12 protein-coding genes, 1 tRNA gene and 1 pseudogene are annotated in these 17,726 nt (G+C 46.8%); 10 read left to right on the forward strand and 4 right to left on the reverse strand.

What is annotated here, in order from left to right; translation table 11 throughout:
- Positions 1 to 112 (reverse strand): annotated as a pseudogene (locus H6F98_RS04445) (photosystem II D2 protein (photosystem q(a) protein)); the annotation flags it as partial.
- Positions 113 to 529: 417 nt separating this feature from the next.
- Between H6F98_RS04445 and H6F98_RS04450 the strand changes: the two are divergent.
- The 7 genes from H6F98_RS04450 (at position 530) to H6F98_RS04480 (ending at position 12,700) form a co-directional block, all read left to right on the forward strand.
- Positions 530 to 1,096: a photosystem I assembly protein Ycf4 gene (locus H6F98_RS04450; protein ID WP_192217483.1), complete on the forward strand. Its 567-nt coding sequence runs from the start codon at positions 530 to 532 to the stop codon at positions 1,094 to 1,096.
- Positions 1,097 to 1,172: 76 nt separating this feature from the next.
- On the forward strand, positions 1,173 to 1,943 hold the full coding sequence (locus H6F98_RS04455) for a peptidylprolyl isomerase (RefSeq protein ID WP_192217484.1): 771 nt from the start codon (positions 1,173 to 1,175) through the stop codon (positions 1,941 to 1,943).
- Positions 1,944 to 1,969: 26 nt separating this feature from the next.
- Positions 1,970 to 3,220 carry a beta-ketoacyl-ACP synthase gene (locus tag H6F98_RS04460; RefSeq protein ID WP_313929793.1) on the forward strand — a complete coding sequence of 417 codons (1,251 nt, stop codon included), beginning with the start codon at positions 1,970 to 1,972 and terminating at the stop codon, positions 3,218 to 3,220.
- Positions 3,221 to 3,468: 248 nt separating this feature from the next.
- Positions 3,469 to 5,010, forward strand: a complete 1,542-nt coding sequence (locus tag H6F98_RS04465) for an FAD-dependent oxidoreductase (protein ID WP_192217486.1) — start codon at positions 3,469 to 3,471, stop codon at positions 5,008 to 5,010.
- Between the two features lie 110 nt (positions 5,011 to 5,120).
- Entirely contained in the window at positions 5,121 to 6,755 is a 1,635-nt protein-coding gene (locus H6F98_RS33295; RefSeq protein ID WP_242058356.1) for an adenylate/guanylate cyclase domain-containing protein, read from the forward strand.
- A 117-nt stretch (positions 6,756 to 6,872) separates the two neighbouring features.
- A complete protein-coding gene (locus H6F98_RS04475) occupies positions 6,873 to 7,784 on the forward strand; it encodes a TIGR01777 family oxidoreductase (protein ID WP_192217487.1) in 912 nt (303 codons plus the stop codon).
- Between the two features lie 797 nt (positions 7,785 to 8,581).
- On the forward strand, positions 8,582 to 12,700 hold the full coding sequence (locus H6F98_RS04480; protein WP_192217488.1) for an amino acid adenylation domain-containing protein: 4,119 nt from the start codon (positions 8,582 to 8,584) through the stop codon (positions 12,698 to 12,700).
- Here the strand turns inward: H6F98_RS04480 and H6F98_RS04485 are convergent.
- Together H6F98_RS04485 and murA are read right to left on the reverse strand one after the other, a co-directional pair.
- Positions 12,697 to 12,855 carry a hypothetical protein gene (locus H6F98_RS04485; RefSeq protein WP_192217489.1) on the reverse strand — a complete coding sequence of 53 codons (159 nt, stop codon included), beginning with the start codon at positions 12,853 to 12,855 and terminating at the stop codon, positions 12,697 to 12,699. The genes H6F98_RS04480 and H6F98_RS04485 overlap by 4 nt on opposite strands.
- Before the next feature lie 22 nt (positions 12,856 to 12,877).
- Positions 12,878 to 14,272 carry a UDP-N-acetylglucosamine 1-carboxyvinyltransferase gene (gene murA / locus H6F98_RS04490; RefSeq protein ID WP_192217490.1) on the reverse strand — a complete coding sequence of 465 codons (1,395 nt, stop codon included), beginning with the start codon at positions 14,270 to 14,272 and terminating at the stop codon, positions 12,878 to 12,880.
- A 334-nt stretch (positions 14,273 to 14,606) separates the two neighbouring features.
- On the opposite strand from murA, the gene H6F98_RS04495 reads away from it, so the two are divergent.
- Together H6F98_RS04495 and H6F98_RS04500 are read left to right on the forward strand one after the other, a co-directional pair.
- Positions 14,607 to 14,690, forward strand: a tRNA-Leu gene (locus tag H6F98_RS04495).
- 124 nt (positions 14,691 to 14,814) lie between these two features.
- The gene (locus tag H6F98_RS04500) at positions 14,815 to 15,621 is read left to right on the forward strand and encodes an RNA methyltransferase (protein ID WP_192217491.1); all 807 of its coding nucleotides are present in this window, start codon (positions 14,815 to 14,817) and stop codon (positions 15,619 to 15,621) included.
- A gap of 62 nt (positions 15,622 to 15,683) precedes the next feature.
- On the opposite strand, the gene H6F98_RS04505 is transcribed toward H6F98_RS04500, so the two are convergent.
- Positions 15,684 to 15,929 (reverse strand): hypothetical protein, encoded by a 246-nt coding sequence (locus H6F98_RS04505; RefSeq protein ID WP_192217492.1) that lies wholly within the window; start codon positions 15,927 to 15,929, stop codon positions 15,684 to 15,686.
- Positions 15,930 to 16,238: 309 nt separating this feature from the next.
- On the opposite strand from H6F98_RS04505, the gene lpdA reads away from it, so the two are divergent.
- Entirely contained in the window at positions 16,239 to 17,672 is a 1,434-nt protein-coding gene (gene lpdA, locus H6F98_RS04510; protein WP_192217504.1) for a dihydrolipoyl dehydrogenase, read from the forward strand.
- Positions 17,673 to 17,726 lie beyond the last annotated feature (54 nt).

Below are 17,726 nucleotides of genomic sequence, written 5' to 3' on the forward strand. Positions count from 1 at the left end.
ATAGTAGTAGCCCTGACCAGCCGACGAAGACGAAGCGATCGCGCTTTAGCCAGTCATCGACGACGTCAAACCATCCTCGACTACTTGGCGCACGTCCGACTGCGATTGTCATAGTTTCAAATCCTCTTACATTAATGATTTACAAGGATTCCAATGTTGACACTTCCACACAATTGTGAATTGTGGAATTTTTGAGGACTCGGTTAGTATGACAAACTTCGCCTCAAAGGATGTGTCGAGCATCCTTACCACAAGCTAGCTTTGTGCTAGCAGTCACTTAATGTTTCTTAAAGTATCACATTTTTACGTTGTTATCCTGATAATCCCTGTTAAGGGGAAAAAGGCTTTTAGCGTCCAAATACAATAATAATGAATATTAGAGATTTTACAAAATGACACATATTTCCTCAGAATTTTTTTAGTTGAAGAGGAGAGTTTCCCATCTCGTACTCTACTGGTTGCTCAGAAATGTCATAGTAATGGCAGAGCATCTTTTCAAATCTTGAGATTGAGTGGGCAGGATTGTTTCATGACAGCATCGACAACCCAACAAGAGAACCGCGTAATCCGTCAACCCGTCTTAGGCTCTCGCCGTTTTAGTAACTACTGGTGGGCGACAATAGTCTCCATTGGGGGGACAGGGTTTCTCTTAGCGGGGCTTTCCAGTTACCTAAAAGTAAACTTGCTTCCGGCTGGTGATGCAACTCAGCTAGTCTTCATCCCACAGGGAATCGCCATGGGGTTCTACGGGGTTGTGGCTCTATTGCTAGCACTCTACTTATGGTTAGTCATCGTCTTAGATGTAGGTGGTGGTTACAATGAGTTCAACAAAGACACGGGTATGGTTCACATTTTTCGGTGGGGCTTTCCCGGTAAGAACCGTAAAATCGAGTTTAGCTGCCGTACACAAGATGTCCAGTCGATTCGAGTAGACATCAGAGAAGGGATTAACCCTCGCAATGCACTCTATCTTCGCGCTAAAGACCGCCGGGAAGTTCCTCTAACGCGCGTTGGACAACCACTCCCTTTATCAGAACTGGAAAATCAAGGAGCAGAACTTGCTCGTTTCTTTGGAGTTCCCCTTGAAGGCTTGTAACTAAATTCCGCCCTAGTAAGCACATATCTGCTTAAGATGATTCAGTAGCTATAGCTACAAGAACGGTAAATTTGAGATGCAGATAAAAATCCAGCGCTGGTTATCATTAGTTTTTGTTGTTGTCGCTCTAGTTACAGGGGCATGTAGTACGCAAGAGGCGGGTTCCCAAAGCTCGACCAACTCTTCAACTGCTGCAACGACCTCTACCCCCGTAGCTCAGGCTAGCAGTTCCCAGCTAAGTACCTTACCTAGACTGGAGGGAAAAGCAACGGTAGTGCTGAAAGTTAATGGCTCACCCATCACCATTGAAGTCAATGGAACAGACGCTCCAGTTACAGCCGGAAATTTTGTAGACCTTGTTCAACGGGATGTCTATGACGGTCTTGTGTTTCATCGAGTTGTGCGGGAGCCACAACCCTTTGTCGTTCAAGGTGGTGACCCTCAAGGAAAAGACCCAAGCTTTCCAGTTGAGGGTTTAGGGACAGGGAGTTTTATTGACCCAGACACCTCGCAAGCACGTTATGTCCCTCTGGAAATCAAGCCTGAGGGTGCAGCAGAACCGATTTATAGCAAAACGCTTGAGAAGGCTGGTGTTTCTAAGCCTCCTGTGTTAAGGCATACTCGCGGTGCTGTAGCCATGGCTCGTTCATCGCCACCCGACTCAGCCTCTTCACAGTTCTACATCGCTCTAACAGAGTTGCCATTTTTGGACGGTAGTTATGCTGTATTTGGCTATGTTACCGAAGGCATGGACGTTGTAGACAAGATTCAGCAAGGCGATCGCATTGAGTCAGCTGAGGTCACGAAGGGCATTGAGAACCTTAAGAAGCCACAAACTTCCTCATAGGGATTCGAGGAATTAGCGTAGGGTTGGTGGAAGTCGTCGTTACTGGCATCGGTCTTGCCTCAGCTTTAGGTCGGCTAGAACCTAGCTGGCAGACTCTTCTTAGAGGTGAGTCCGCCATTCAACAACACCAACCCTTTCTGGATTTTCCCTCCCGACCCTTAGCGCTAATCGGTCATACTCCCACATCATTGGAAACCCTGACCGAGCTAGTTGTGGCAGAGGCGCTTCAGGATGCTGGTTTAGTGCCGCCACTACCAGACTGTGGCATCGTGATTGGCTCAAGCCGAAGCTGTCAAGCCTCATGGGAGCAGTTGGCAAAGAGACTACAAACTGAGGATAAGGGACAAAGAGACTTTCAATCCCCAATTCCCTCCTCACTAAAGCTCCGGTCCCAATTCCCAATTCCCAAATTGGAGCATTGGTTAGATACCCTTCCCCACTATGCTGCGATCACTACCGCTCGTAAAGTTGGGTCAAAAGCCTCTGTACTCGCACCAATGGCAGCTTGTGCGACTGGAATTTGGGCGATCGCACAAGGCTTTGAACTCATCCAAAGTGGTCAATGCCAGCAGGTACTCGCTGGGGCTGTAGAAGCACCAATTACACCATTGACATTAGCGGGATTTGAGAAAATGGGCGCTCTAGCTCGGACTGGTTCCTATCCCTTTGACCAAAATCGGGAAGGGCTAGTACTGGGTGAAGGAGGAGCGGTACTGGTGTTAGAGTCAGCTAAATCGGCAAGAGAACGGTCAGCATCCATTTACGGGAAAGTACTAGGATTTGGTTTGACCTGTGATGCCTATCATGTGAGTGCCCCTGAGCCAGGAAGTAACAGTGGACTAAGTAAGCGCGGTACGATGCCGGAGGCAGTTCCCAAAGCGACCATCGCATCCATCACCGCTGTTAAGCAATGTCTGGAACGTAGTCATCTTTCAGCAACTGATATTGACTACATTCATGCTCACGGGACTGGCACCCAGCTTAACGATCACAATGAAGCCCAGTTAATCGAGTGGTTGTTTCCTCATCGGGTTCCGATTAGTTCTACCAAAGGAGCAACGGGTCATACCCTAGGTGCTTCTGGAGCATTGGGAGCTGCTTTTTGTCTAATGGCATTAAAGTATCAACAATTACCGCCCTGTGTAGGGTTGAAGGAACCAGCGTTTGATCTAGATTTTGTGACAACGCCTCGCCAAGCTGAGATAAATTCGGTACTTTGTTTTAGTTTTGGGTTTGGGGGTCAGAATACAGTAATGGCATTGAGTCAGATGCCCTGAGGAGGAAGACTAGTGCAAGAAGGCTCTTATGCAGGATGCAGAAGCAATATTGCTTGTACAGTAAGCCTTTTTGCCAATGTCTAACTGGATAGTTATTTCCGCCGCGCTGCACTAATCTACATGAATCAAGTTTGCTTTACGTTTAATCCTTGACGGGGAAGAACAGGTCGTTTAGTAGGATAGAGCTGACGTACAAGACCGATGACGATTAGGATTGAGAGGGAGCATTTGGGGCAAACGACACATCCATGAGCCAAACCGAACAAATTCTCTCCCAGTTACCTGGTAATGTCCTTGAGCAGCTTCGGGGTGTTGATCAACGTTATTGGGCGCTACGAAACGAGACAGCACCGCCACCACAGGTAATTAAAGAAAGCAATGAGCCTTTGGGGGCTGTGGATTGGGATGTCGTCATTTGTGGTGGCACGTTAGGAATTCTTATTGCTGCGGCTTTGCAAAAGCGAGGTTGGCGAGTTGCCTTAATTGAGCGGGGAATTTTACGAGGTAGAGACCAAGAGTGGAATATCTCTCGTAAAGAGCTAGAGGTATTTTTGGAACTGGAATTACTCTCCGACGCTGAACTAGAAAAAGCGATCGCAACTGAATATAACCCGGCTCGAATTAGCTTCTTTGAAGGGCAGGATTTCTGGGTACGAGATGTGCTCAACATTGGAGTTGACCCAGTATTTCTTCTCGATACTCTAAAGACAAACTTTCTCGACGCTGGGGGTCAGCTATTTGAAAAAACAGCTTTCAATGGTGCAGCGGTTCATCCTGATGGTGTTCTTGTTGAAGCGGCTGGTGGATTGAAGACACGCTTGCTCATCGACGCGATGGGAAGTTTTTCTCCAATTGTTCAACAAGCGCGTCTTGGGGAAAAACCAGAAGGAGTGTGCTTAGTAGTTGGTAGCTGCGCTCAAGGCTTTCCCAAGAATGAAACGGGTGATCTTCTTGTATCCTTCACACCAATCCAGAATCAGTGTCAATACTTCTGGGAAGCGTTTCCAGCACGGGATGGCAGAACGACTTATTTATTCACCTACCTAGATGCTCACCCAGAACGCCCTAGCTTAGAGTTTTTTTTTGAGGAATACCTGCGCCTTCTGCCAGAGTACCAAGGCGTGGAGTTGTCACAAATTGAATGGAAGCGGGTACTGTTTGGCTTCTTTCCGTCTTACCGAAACTCGCCCATCAAGATGCCTTGGAATCGAATTTTGCCAGTAGGTGATAGTAGTGGTGGTCAATCACCTGTAAGCTTTGGTGGATTTGGTTCGATGGTAAGACATCTAAAGCGTCTCACCATAGGAATTGATGAGGCGTTGAACAGTGAAGCCTTCAGTCGCAATGCTCTTGCCCAACTACAACCGTATCAACCCAATATTGCTGTCACATGGCTATTTCAACAAGCCATGAGCGTTGGTATCAACCAACAACTATCACCCAATCAAATCAATCAATTACTGACTGGAGTATTTCAGGCAATGGAGCAGTTAGGAGATGATGTACTACACCCCTTTTTACAAGATGTTGTGCAATTTTCCGGGTTGTCAAAAACGCTTTTGTTAACCTCACTGACTAAACCCAGACTGGTGTTGCCAGTGATTCCTCAAGTCGGATTGACAACGCTTTTAGATTGGATAGTACACTACATCAATTTGAGTATTTATAGTGGCTTGTCTCCATTGGGACAGCTAATGAGTGGGTCATTAAAAACGCTACCGCCAATCCCACAATATTACTGCCGCCGTTGGCTCGAAGCATGGCATTATGGCTCTGGGGGTGACTACTGAAACATTGTGTAGGGAAGGTTCCGATGGCTTACCTTAGCTTTTATCAAATATGGCTGACTTGATCTAATACCTGATACCTATTATCTAATACTGAATACCTAACATCCTCAATGAATTTATGGAAGCGCCTAGTTCTATCTCAGCGTAAGCTTAGCATCATTACAAAATTTACGTTTGCATTTATTGCCCTACTACTGCTGCTTGGTACGGTAGCCATCACGGGTTTAGTTTCACTAGATGCTGTACAAAGTGAGACAGAGGCAGTAATTGATACAGGAATTGAGGTACAGCGTCTAGTATTTAGAATGGACGCGGCTTTAAAAAATGCTCGGCAATTGGAAAGAGATTTCTTTGTCTTTTGGTCAAGTGAAGGTTTTGCTAAAGCGTTCGAGCGATATGTTCAGAAACACCGCAGCGAGATTAAAACCGTCCTTAACATCAGCAGTGAACTACAAAATCTACTTGAAAGTGACAATGTAAGTCCTGCTCTGCGCCGCAGTAACCCTGATGTTTTAGATTATGTGGCTTTAGTCGATCAGTATTCTAGTGATTTTGACAGAGCTGTTGGCTTAGTAGGCGAATTAGGGATGGCTGATGTTGGGAAAATTTCCGAGCTTGAACAAAACGCTACAAGATTACGCGAAAGGCTTCAGCTAGCTAATACTCCAGAGTTGATGGTTTTGTATCTGGAAATGCGGTCTTTTGAGAAAGAATATCTCCTAACCCGCCAAGATTCCATTATCAAGTCAATCTATGAAGCGGCAAAACAGTTACGTAATGGTATTATTGCTAGCTCAAAGTTAGATATTACAGAGCGTCGTCTAGCTTTAGAGGATTTAGATAAGTACGAAGTAATTGTTAAAGAGATTGTTGCTCTCAACCAACAAATTCTCAGTCAAATTCGTGAAAACATTGATATCAATTCTGCAAGGCTTACAGAGAATCTGGTTGGGGTAGCCAACGCAGAAGTTCAACGCGCACGAAGCGCGATCGCAAATAAAATCCATTGGGCAAGAGTTTTACTGTTTGCGGCAGTTTTGCTGGCATTACTTGTCGCCGCCGCCGTAGCAAGACAGTTTATGTCCGCCTTGAAGGCATGGGCACTGGAACAGCAAAAGTCAGAGCGTCTACTGCAGAATATCTTACCTGAGCCGATCGCACAGCGGTTGAAACAGGAAGAGACTACAATTGCTGATAGTTATGCCGAGGTAACGGTGATGTTTGCCGATATCGTCGGCTTTACGCAGCTTGCGGCAGAAACTCCTGCGATTGAACTGGTTGAAATCCTGAATGTAATTTTCTCAGAGTTTGACCAGCTCGCCGATGAACATGGTTTAGAAAAAATCAAAACCATAGGCGATGCCTATATGGTAGTCGGAGGGTTACCAAAACATATACCAAACCATGCTGAAGCGATCGCAGCAATGGCGTTGGATATGCAAACTAGAATTAACGAATTTTGTGCCGACACAGGTAAAGACCTTAGCATTCGCATTGGTATCAACACAGGCCCTGTGATTGCAGGTATTATTGGTACAAAAAAATTCATCTACGACCTGTGGGGTGATACCGTGAATATCGCTAGCCGTATGGAATCTCACGGGATTCCTGGTGGCATTCAGGTCACCGAAGCAACTTATAAGTGTTTACGAAAGCAGTTCCTCTTTGAGGAACGGGGGCTTGTCCAAGTGAAAGGACGGGGAAAGATGAATTGCTATCTGCTCATGGGTAAGAAAAGCTTTTAGGCGTTGGGAGGATGTCACGTTTTGTATACTGGCTTTAATATTATTTGTGTTTTAACATGACCTCGAAAACTCCCTCGATTCAATTTTTTAAAGGGATTTCAGAAGAGTAACTAATTAATGAAAGTAGCAATTACTGGAGCAACTGGGTTTGTTGGTAGCCGTCTAGTGGAGCGTCTCCAAGAACAGGGACATCAGTCGCTCATCCTAACTCGTAACCGAACCACTGCCTTGAACGCCTTCCCAAACTTGGAAATCGTTGCCTATACCCCTACAGAATCAGGTTCTTGGCAACAAGCGATCGCAGGTTGCGACGCTGTGGTGAATCTTGCTGGAGAACCCATTGCCGAAAGTCGCTGGACACCTAAGCACAAGCAGGAGATTCTTGAGAGTCGTCGCGTCGGTACGCAAAAAATTGTAGAAGCCATCACACTCGCTAACCCTAAACCCTCTGTGTTAGTTAACACTTCAGCGATTGGCTACTACGGCACTAGTGAAACGGCTACCTTTGACGAAACGAGTCCTGCTGGTAGCGACTTCCTCGCCGAAGTGTGTCTAGCCTGGGAAGCGGAAGCTCAAAAAGTTAAAGAAGCTGGGGTACGGTTGGTAATTCTGCGATCGGGGATTGTTTTGGGTAATGGAGGTGCCTTGGCAAAGATGATACCTCCTTTCAAGCTCTTTGCAGGTGGTCCTCTTGGTACAGGAAAACAGTGGTTCTCCTGGATTCACCGGGAGGATATCGTAAACCTTATCCTGTTCGCCATTACTCAACCGGATGTTGAGGGTGTCTTCAATGCCACTGCACCAAACCCCGTGCGGATGTCGGAACTTTGTCAGGCGATTGGAGAAATTCTCAATCGTCCTTCTTGGTTACCAGTTCCCAGCTTTGTTCCAGAAGCTCTTTTAGGAGAGGGTGCTAAGGTCGTCTTGGAAGGTCAACAAGTGCTACCTAAAAGAACGATTAGTAAAGGCTTTGACTACCAATATTCAACGGTGAAGCAAGCACTCTCAGAAATCTTGGCTTCTAGCTAGCCATCAAGGCAGAATCCCTCTTGCTGAATTATTTCAGAATTCAGCAAAAGGAAGTTTCCGCTTTCCTGGGCAAAAATGTTTTCACTCACCCAAGTTGCTAGTTAACAAGCTAGTGCAGCATGGCGGAAGTCAGTGACCAGTTAACAACAGAACCAAAAGTAAAAAGTACAAGCCTTTTGACCTTCTGCCTTCTGCCCCCTGCCTTCTTGCACTAGTACCGCTACGCGGAAGTCAACAATCCTTTAAGTGTCAGGTGTTTATCCACCTCTAGGTTGGTCACTTATTTCCGCCATATTGTACTAGGGGCGATCGCATAATAAAATCACTTCCAGGATAAACCCGTTGCTTCATTAAGACGGTGTTTAGCCAAATCTCAAGGGCGCTTTTCTAAATCGATTCATGCCCTCACTTTCAATAGATTTCTCCCCCAAGTTCCATCCTTTTTGCTTTGACTTCGGCTCAAGCATTCTTGTAACTAACAACTTACGTTAAGTATTGTATCAAGAAATCACTTTTAAGCTATCTAAACATAGTTGTTATAAAATTACAATTTTTGTGATAGGGCGCTTTGTAGCGTTAGGTTGGACTGTCAGATACCTAATAGACTACTGATTCGTTTTTAAGGCTTTTTGCATAAATTGTAGAAAAGAAACCGATAAGTACTACAGTAACAACAAAAACTCACTGTTGTGAGAGAAGAGCTGAACTTTATTGTCTACCAACTCAGGGAAATCCCTCTTATTCATAACTAGTTTAAACATTGCTTTACTAGCAGTCGTTTCAGGAAGAATATATAGATGATTTACACAGCATCCCTAGAACTGAAAGCCAACAACATTGAAGCGTCATACCCACTTTCATCAATTCAACAGGGGATGCTGTTTCACAGCCTATATAGTCCCCAATCTGGGGTGAACATTGAACAGTTCGTTTGTGCCTTGCACGAAAACTTGAAGATTTCGTTCTTCAAGCAAGCCTGGAATCGGGTTTTAGAGAGACATCCTATCTTAAGAACGAGCTTCCATTTTGAAGGTATCAAAGAACCCATTCAAAACGTGCATCGGCAGGTCACTATTCCTTTTGAAGAACAAGACTGTCGTGGGTTATCAGCAACGCAGCAGGAAGACAAACTCAAGTCATATCTTCAGGTTGATCGACGGCGTGGCTTCCAACTCACTGAAGCACCGCTCATGCGTTTGGCACTTTTCCGGATTGCTGAATCTGACTACCAGTGTATCTGGACATTTCACCATGTCTTACTGGATGGTCGATCATTTCCCATAATTTTCCAAGAACTCTTTGCCTTCTATGAAGCATTCTGCCAAGGCAAGGATTTGCAACTCGAACAACCTCGTCCTTATCAAGACTATATTGATTGGCTAGGAAGGCAGGACTTCACATTCGCGGAACGCTTCTGGCAAAGCAGGTTGAGTGGTTTCACTGTTCCTACCCCTTTGACTGTAGACCGCACTCACCAGTTGAAGTTGAGCGAAGTCGATGACGGCTATGGAGTGCAAGACGTTCGACTTTCAGAGACTGTAACTAGCGCTTTGCAGTCCCTGGCTATTGAGCATCAACTAACATTTAATACCTTAGTTCAAGGGGCTTGGGCGCTGCTATTGAGTCGCTATAGTGGCGAGGAAGACGTGGTCTTTGGAGCGACTAGAGCTTGTCGTCGGTCAGCTCTGGAAGGAGCGGAGTCGATGGTGGGGCTTTTTATTAATACGCTTCCGGTAAGAGTCCGTGTATCTGATGAAATGCCTCTAATCCCATGGCTCAAGGAATTACGGAGTCAGTGGATTGATTTACGACACTATGAACACACCCCATTGGTCAAGATTCAAGGCTGGAGTGAGGTGCCTGCGGGAAAGCAGTTGTTTGAAAGCATTCTAGTTTTTGAGAACTACCAATTGAATTCTTCGTTGCAGGCGCAGGGCGGAAATTGGGAGAACCGAGAGTTTCGACTGCTGGAACGGACAAACTATCCCCTTACGCTAGCTGGGTATTTGGAGCCGAGTTTCTTGCTAAAGATTGGATATGATTGCTGCCGCTTTGACGACGCTACCATTACTCGGATGTTGGGTCATCTTAAAACGTTGCTAGAAGGGATGGTTGCCAATCCAGATCAACGGCTGATGGACTTGCCGCTCTTAACCGCCGCCGAACGACATCAACTGCTGATGGAATGGAATAATACCCAGGCAGATTATCCTCATGATGCGTGTATTCATCAACTGTTTGAAGCCCAGGTCGAGCGGACACCCGATGCCATTGCGGTTGTGTTTCAAGACAAGCAGTTGACTTATCGGGAACTGAATACGAGAGCGAATCAACTGGCACACTATCTGCGATCGCGCTTCTCGCACGAAGCGCAATCGCTAGGGGTAAAACCCGACACACTTGTGGCTATCTGTGTAGAACGTTCTTTAGAGATGGTTGTAGGCTTTCTGGGCATCCTTAAGGCTGGTGGAGCCTATGTTCCCATCGATCCAGCGTATCCCCATGAGCGACGCGCTTACCAACTCCAAGATTCCCAAGCCCCAATTATCCTAACCCTGGAACGTCTAGTAGCCTCTCTGCCGGAACATAATGCACAGGTGGTGTGCTTGGATAGCGACTGGGAGGTTATTGCCCAACAGAGTCAGGAAAACCCACTTAGCGTAACGACGGGTGGGAATCTCGCCTATGTGATCTACACGTCTGGTTCTACAGGCAAGCCTAAAGGGGCAATGGTCACCCATCAAGGGATGGTGAACCAAAACCTAGCGATCGCCAAGCAGGTAGGCTGGGAACAGAGCGATCGCTCATCAGCTTCAGAGGAGCCACCGCACTTCACCCCAAGCTGCGATCGCGTCTTGCAATTTTCTAGCATCAGCTTTGATATTATTGTCGCGGAAATGTTTCCTTCCTTGAGTTGTGGTGCGACAGTCATCCTCCGGTCTGAAGCAATCCTCTCCACTACAGATTTCTTGCGGTTCATCGAACAAGAGCGAGTGACCATTGTCCACCTGCCGACCGCTTTCTGGCATGAGTTGGTAAATGGACTGTCTCTGATTAAAAAACCGTTACCTGTCTCCTTACGTTTGGTGTTTGTGGGTGGAGAAAAAATCTCACGAGCTGCTTATATGACATGGTTACAGCTCGTTGGAAAATACCCCCGCTTGCTCAATGCCTATGGTCCAACTGAAACCACAGTCACCACAACACTCTATGACTTAGCGGCTGTCTCTGAAGACAACCTAGCCTTATCAGAAATCCCGATTGGTTGTCCGATTACCAATGCTCAAGTCTACATCCTTGATCGCCAGTTGCAACCTGTGCCAATTGGTGTAGGTGGTGAACTGCATATCGGTGGTGCAGGAGTCGGTCAAGGTTATCTCAATCGTCCCGAACTGACCGACAGCAAGTTCATCCCTAATCCCTTTAGTGACAGACCAGAGGCACGTCTCTACAAGACGGGAGATACAGGACGCTATCGATCAGACGGCAACATTGAATATGTAGGACGCATTGACTACCAGGTAAAAATTCGAGGTTTCCGCGTTGAACTTGGAGAGATTGAAGCTCTCCTCGAACAACACCCAGCCGTGCAGCAAGCTGTTGTAATTGCCCGTGAGGATGTGCCAGGTAACAAGCGTCTAGTCGCTTATCTCGTACCTATAGCGGAGTACTTACTTGTCACCAGTGAGTTGCGTCAATTTGTCAAACAAAAGCTGCCCGACTACATGGTGCCTTCTGCCTTAGTCGAGATGGATACCCTGCCCCTAACTCCCAACGGCAAAGTAGACCGTCGCGCTCTCCCTATCCCCGACCAGTCACGGCAAGAATCTCCTCAAACCTTTATCGCCCCTCGTGATGAGTTAGAACTACAACTGACCAAAATCTGGGAACAAGTTTTGGGTATCCAACCCATCGGCATCCAGGACAACTTGTTTGAGTTAGGAGGACATTCCCTCCTCATTGCACGTCTATCCGACCAAATTGAGAAAGCCTTCAAAAGAAATCTGCCCTTAACAACTATCTTCCAAGCCCCCACAGTCGAGCAACTGGCGAATCTTCTCCGCGAAGAAGTCAAGTCAGTACCTGGGGTATCACTAGCGGCGATTCAACCTAGTGGCTCGAAAATACCCTTATTCCTGTGTGGAGGTGTTAGCATCTATTACCCCTTAGTATCGCATTTCGATGCAGAACAACCTGTTTATGGTCTCGTAGGACAAGTAATTCCAGGCAAACACCGTCTTGAATCCTTTCGATTTGAGGAGTTAGCAACGCACTACATTAATGAGATGCGTGCCCTTCAGCCCGAAGGTCCTTACTATCTAGGAGGATTATCCTATGGTGGACTCGTTGCCTTAGAAATGGCTCAGCAGTTGCTTGCCCAAGGTCAAAAGGTAGCCTTGCTAGCGTTGTTTGACACGATTCTGCCAGAAGCGTACCAACCGTTACCGATCTATCAGCGTATTGGGTTTCACTTCAATCAGCTCTTAAAACTTGGCCCATCTTACTTAGTCAAGCAACTTCAGGAGAGATTCCAGAGCCTCAAGAAGAAAATGAGCCTGAGAATGTACAGTAAATCTTACATTCCGCCTCAGGGCAGTGTGCCTCACGCGATGGAGTACTTGGTCATGCAAGAGCGTAACGGTGAAGCAGGACGAGCTTACGTGCCGCAACCCTACCCCGGTAAAATTCTCTTATTCCGGGCTACTGACCGGGTAGATGCTGCGACGGCTTATGTTGCTCCGGATTTGGGCTGGACTGATTTAGCGAGGGGCGGCTTAGAGATTTATGATGTTCCTGGTGACCATGTTGAAATCTTCAAAGAACCCCATGTCCGGGTGCTTGCCCAACAATTGAGGGACTGCTTGGATAAGACACACGCAGATAAGAAGCCGACCCAAAAGCATGAGGGTAGCTAGCCGTTATTAGAGGCTTCTGAAGCCGTTTTCTTTCCCAATCCGAGAGTTTTTGGCTCATCCGTCGCTAACGGCTGTGTTGTCTTAGCCAGTTGTCTTAGGCTAGGGTTGAAATAATCTTGTTGACTGTTGACAGTTTTCCCGTCAACAGCCAACAAAATGTCTTTAAATGTAAAAGACTTATTCGGGTTGAAGTGCAGTAACTTTACTTGGATCTGCCGAGACTTGCCCGACTTCTGCCTCATCTTGCACTCGCTGTAATCTAGCGCCTAACTGCCGTAGCTTCACCTCTAGATTGTCATAACCTCGATCCAAATGATGTAGCCCTTGAATCGACGTTTTTCCTTCTGCTGCTAGTCCTGCCAGCACTAATGCCGCAGAAGCTCGTAAGTCTGTCGCCACAACAGGGGCACCCGATAGCCTTGGCACACCTCGAATAATCGCGTTGTTGCCTTTTACGCGAATATCCGCACCCATGCGATTGAGTTCTGCAACATGGCGTAGTCGGTTTTCAAACACTGTTTCAGTGATGACACTGTCGCCCTCACTCTGCGCCAACAATGCCATGAACTGCGCCTGCATATCGGTAGGAAACCCTGGATAAGGCAGGGTTTCAATATCAGCTGCCCGTATCCTGCCAGGAACAATTCGTAAGCAGTTCGGTTCTTCAGTTATTACCCTGGAACCGATTTCATGCAGCTTGGCAATAACAGCCGTGAGATGATCTGGGACGACTGGGGAAAGAGAGAGTTCCGAGTTGGTAATTGCCCCAGCGACTAAGAACGTCCCTGCTTCAATTCGGTCAGGAATGATGGAGTAGTCTACCGAGTGTAAGCTGGGAACGCCGGAAATGATGATGGTGTTTGTGCCAGCACCACGAATCCTGGCTCCCATCGCACGACAAAAATTCGCCAAATCTACAACTTCCGGCTCTTGAGCAGCATTTTCAAGGGTTGTTTCTCCTTCCGCCAATGTTGCTGCCATCATTAGGGTTTCGGTTGCCCCTACGCTGGGGCAATCCAAATAAATTTTTGCCCCTTTTAACTTTTTGCTACCACTGCCACCCACGTAGGCGTGTACCATTCCGTGATCAATCTGCACCTCGGCTCCCATGGCTTGTAAACCTCGAACGTGGAGGTCTACAGGTCTAGCACCAATAGCACAGCCACCGGGTAGGGGCACACGAGCAACTCCTAACCGCGCTAGCACTGGGCCAATCACAAAAAAACTTGCTCGTAGCTGGCTGACCAACTCGTAGGGGGCTTTTGACTGTTCGAGGTGACGAGCATCGATGTCTAAGATGTCTCCCTTGCGTTCTAGTTTCACGCCAAGAGCCAAGAGAATCTGGCTCATACGCTTCACATCTACAAGAGAGGGCACGTTGCGTAATCGGCAATCTTGGGGACAAAGCAATGCTCCTGCCATGATTGCCAAGGCAGAGTTTTTCGCTCCGCTAATTTTGACATGCCCATGTAGGGGGGTTCTGCCCCAAATTTGTAAAACTGACTTGTCTTCTTCGGGCAGAGAGGGGGTTTCTGTCTGGCTCAGAGAGTGATTGATGGGTCTATCCTCCAATTAGCAGCGTCTTGACGCAAGCACTTTTTAAAATTTGGTTCTGATTCTACCTGAAAGATTGCAAATGTCTAGATTGGTTATCAAGTTAAGTTAGTGCAACTTTGCAGAAATAACCCCTTTCCGTCAAGGAAGAGGAGTAAGAAGTCGTGCAAGAAGGCGCTCTTAGCAATTCATGAGTGAACTTAGAGACAAACCTTCAAGGGGGACTTCAGCAATCTGTTAGCCTTGCATTCTACATTGTTCCTGTTCACACCTCAGGAAAAAAAATATAGTTGACGAATGTCTAATGATTGCTGCATGATAGTCAATTGTGCGAGAAATAACTCCACAAAGAGCGGAACTGGCGGAATTGGTAGACGCGCTAGATTCAGGTTCTAGTGTCTGCAAAGACTTCCGGGTTCAAGTCCCGGGTTCCGCATTTTGAAGATTAGGGATGGGAAAAAGAGCTGAAAGCTGGAAGCTTTAAGGGTTGAAATGTTGGTAAGTTGAAAATTCTCACTTTTTAACCATCAGTCCAGTCCCCAATTCTTAATCCCTAATTCATGCTGACAAGTACTCAAAATCCTCTAGTTAAGGAAATTAGGAAGCTACAGAAAGCCAAAGGGCGGCGAGAGCAGCAACTGTTTTTGTTGGAAGGTACGCACCTACTAGAGGAAGCTTATGCCATAGATTATCCATTGATTACGGTTTGCTGTACCCCTGAATGGCTCCAATCGCATCCGCAACTTTGGCAGAATATCTCTGGAAGATGCCAACGGGCAGAAATAGTGAGTCCAGAAGTCCTCAATGCGATCGCAACAACCGTTCATCCCGATGGTGTTATAGCAACGGCAATGCGACCGCTTGGTCTTGACTCCACACAACCCCATCCATCACCGATAGTGACTTCTATCAGTCTTGCTTTGGAGACGGTGCAAGACCCAGGTAACCTAGGAACAATCATTCGCACGGCAGCAGCGGCAGGTGCAGAACGTCTATGGCTAAGTACAGATAGTGTGGACTTAGATAATCCCAAGGTACTGCGCTCCTCAGCAGGTCAATGGTTTCGGCTTCCTATGGTAGTTAGTCCTGATTTAAACGACGTCGTTGATCAGTGCAAAGCGCAAGGCATACAAATCGTCGCTACAGTCCCAGATGTCACTGAACATTATTGGGACATCGACCTACAATGTCCTACCCTGATTTTGCTAGGTAATGAAGCAGCCGGATTAAAAGCGGACTTGGCAGCTAAAGCAGATTGGCAAGTGAAAATTCCTCTAATGCCAGGGGTAGAGTCGTTAAATGTTGCGATCGCAGCCGCTTTGATGTTGTACGAAGCCAAACGCCAACGCCGAGGCAGGGAAGGTTAGAGGTTAGGTTTCAATAGAATTTCGATTTTTTTAGTCTTTAGATGCTCCTTCCGGTTGAGAGATTAGCAATCATCCTTCAATCCGCCTTCTTCCGGTAGCTGAGTCTCGCCAAAGAATTGTTCAATGTCAGCGGCTGCTTCTTCCCAAACCGTTAAGTCAGTCTCGCTGGTTGAGGAATGACTATCATCTAGCTGAAACTCAGGCTCAGGGGTTTGACTCTCCTGTGCCAAGATATTCTGTAGTTGGTCAAGTGACTCCATAAAAGCTCTAGCGGCAGACGTCCTCAGATTTTGCGGATGCTCATGCATAATGTTTAATTCCTATAAAGACGGCTTTTAATTGGAGCAAACTCGGTTAAAACTTCTACAATACAACACTGGCTTTGAAGCCGTTTGAATGACAAATGAGGCATAAATAAAAGGGCTGAGGACAAAGGGCTGGTGATTGAGTCGAGGTGGTGAGTTATGAGTTGAACAGCCAGTCTTTCCAGCTATTAACTCAAAACTCTCTTAACTAGATGCTATAAGCCTTAGTGGAATGAATTCAAGCAAGGACTTGCGTTCATCAATTAGTCAAGTTGAGAATAAGGAGGGCAATGCGGGATGAGTGAAATGGATGTGAGTCAGGAATTTGATTACGATTTGGTAATAATCGGTGCAGGTGTAGGGGGACATGGTGCTGCCTTACATGCCGTTAGCTGTGGCTTGAAAACCGCAATTATTGAAGCCTCTGAAATGGGTGGCACCTGTGTCAATCGGGGCTGTATCCCATCAAAAGCGCTATTGGCAGCATCGGGTAGAGTCCGGGAGTTACGCAATACCCACCACCTTCAGGCACTAGGTATTCAGGTGGGAGATGTTGCCTTTGACCGACAAGCGATCGCCAATCACGCGAACAATCTTGTTTCTAAGATTCGTGGCGATCTCACAAATAGCCTAAAACGCTTGGGCGTTGATATTATCCAAGGCTGGGGTAAGGTAGCTGGACAACAAAAAGTAACAGTTACGACAGACAGTGGCGAAAAAACATTTACAGCCAAAGACATTATTCTCTCCACTGGCTCAGTTCCCTTTGTGCCACCAGGAATTGAGATTGATGGAAAAACCGTCTTTACCAGTGATGATGCCTTAAAGCTGGATTGGATACCAGATTGGGTTGCGATTATTGGTAGTGGTTACATTGGTCTGGAATTTTCTGATGTCTATACAGCTTTAGGCTCAGAAATCACAATGATTGAAGCGCTAGACCAGCTAATGCCGACTTTTGACCCGGATATTGCTAAATTGGCGACACGAGTTCTGATTACTCCCCGCGATATTGAAACTCATGTCGGGGTGTTGGCGATGAAGGTAACACCGGGAACACCCGTCGTGATAGAACTCGCCGATGCTAAAACCAAAGAAGTCGTGGATGTTCTGGAAGTAGACGCTTGCCTTGTCGCAACGGGGCGAATTCCAGCTACCAAAAATTTGGGGCTGGATGCTGTCGGTGTTGAGACAGATCGGCGGGGCTTTATTACCGTTGATGAGACAATGGCGGTGTTATCATCCGGGGAACCTGTGCCTCATCTGTGGGCAATCGGTGATGCAATAGGGCAACTGATGCTAGCTCACGCGGCTTCAGCACAAGGCGTTGCAGCTGTAGAAAATATTTGTGGGCGGCACCGGACTGTAGACTATCGCAGTATTCCAGCAGCGGCGTTCACGCATCCAGAAATTAGCTATGTGGGATTGACTGAGCCAGCAGCTAAGGAACTAGGTGAAAAAGAGGGGTTTGAAGTCGCCTCGGTGAAGTCGTATTTTAAAGGAAACTCTAAAGCGATCGCAGAAGGAGAAGCTGAAGGTATTGCTAAAGTCATTTACCGTAGAGATACAGGCGAAGTCCTCGGCGTACATATTCTGGGTATCCATGCTTCTGATTTAATTCACGAAGCCTCAAATGCGATCGCCCTACGGCAATCGATCAATACCCTCGTGACCCTAGTCCATGCTCATCCCACACTGTCGGAAGTGCTGGATGACGCTTACAAACGAGCTGTCGGTAGTCATTAGTAGGCACAAGGAGTCTTCTTCCCCCAGCCCCGTAGCTCTCTTTTGACCAACAAC

Source organism: Microcoleus sp. FACHB-SPT15 (genome assembly GCF_014849525.1).
GTDB lineage: Bacteria > Cyanobacteriota > Cyanobacteriia > Cyanobacteriales > Coleofasciculaceae > Symplocastrum > Symplocastrum torsivum.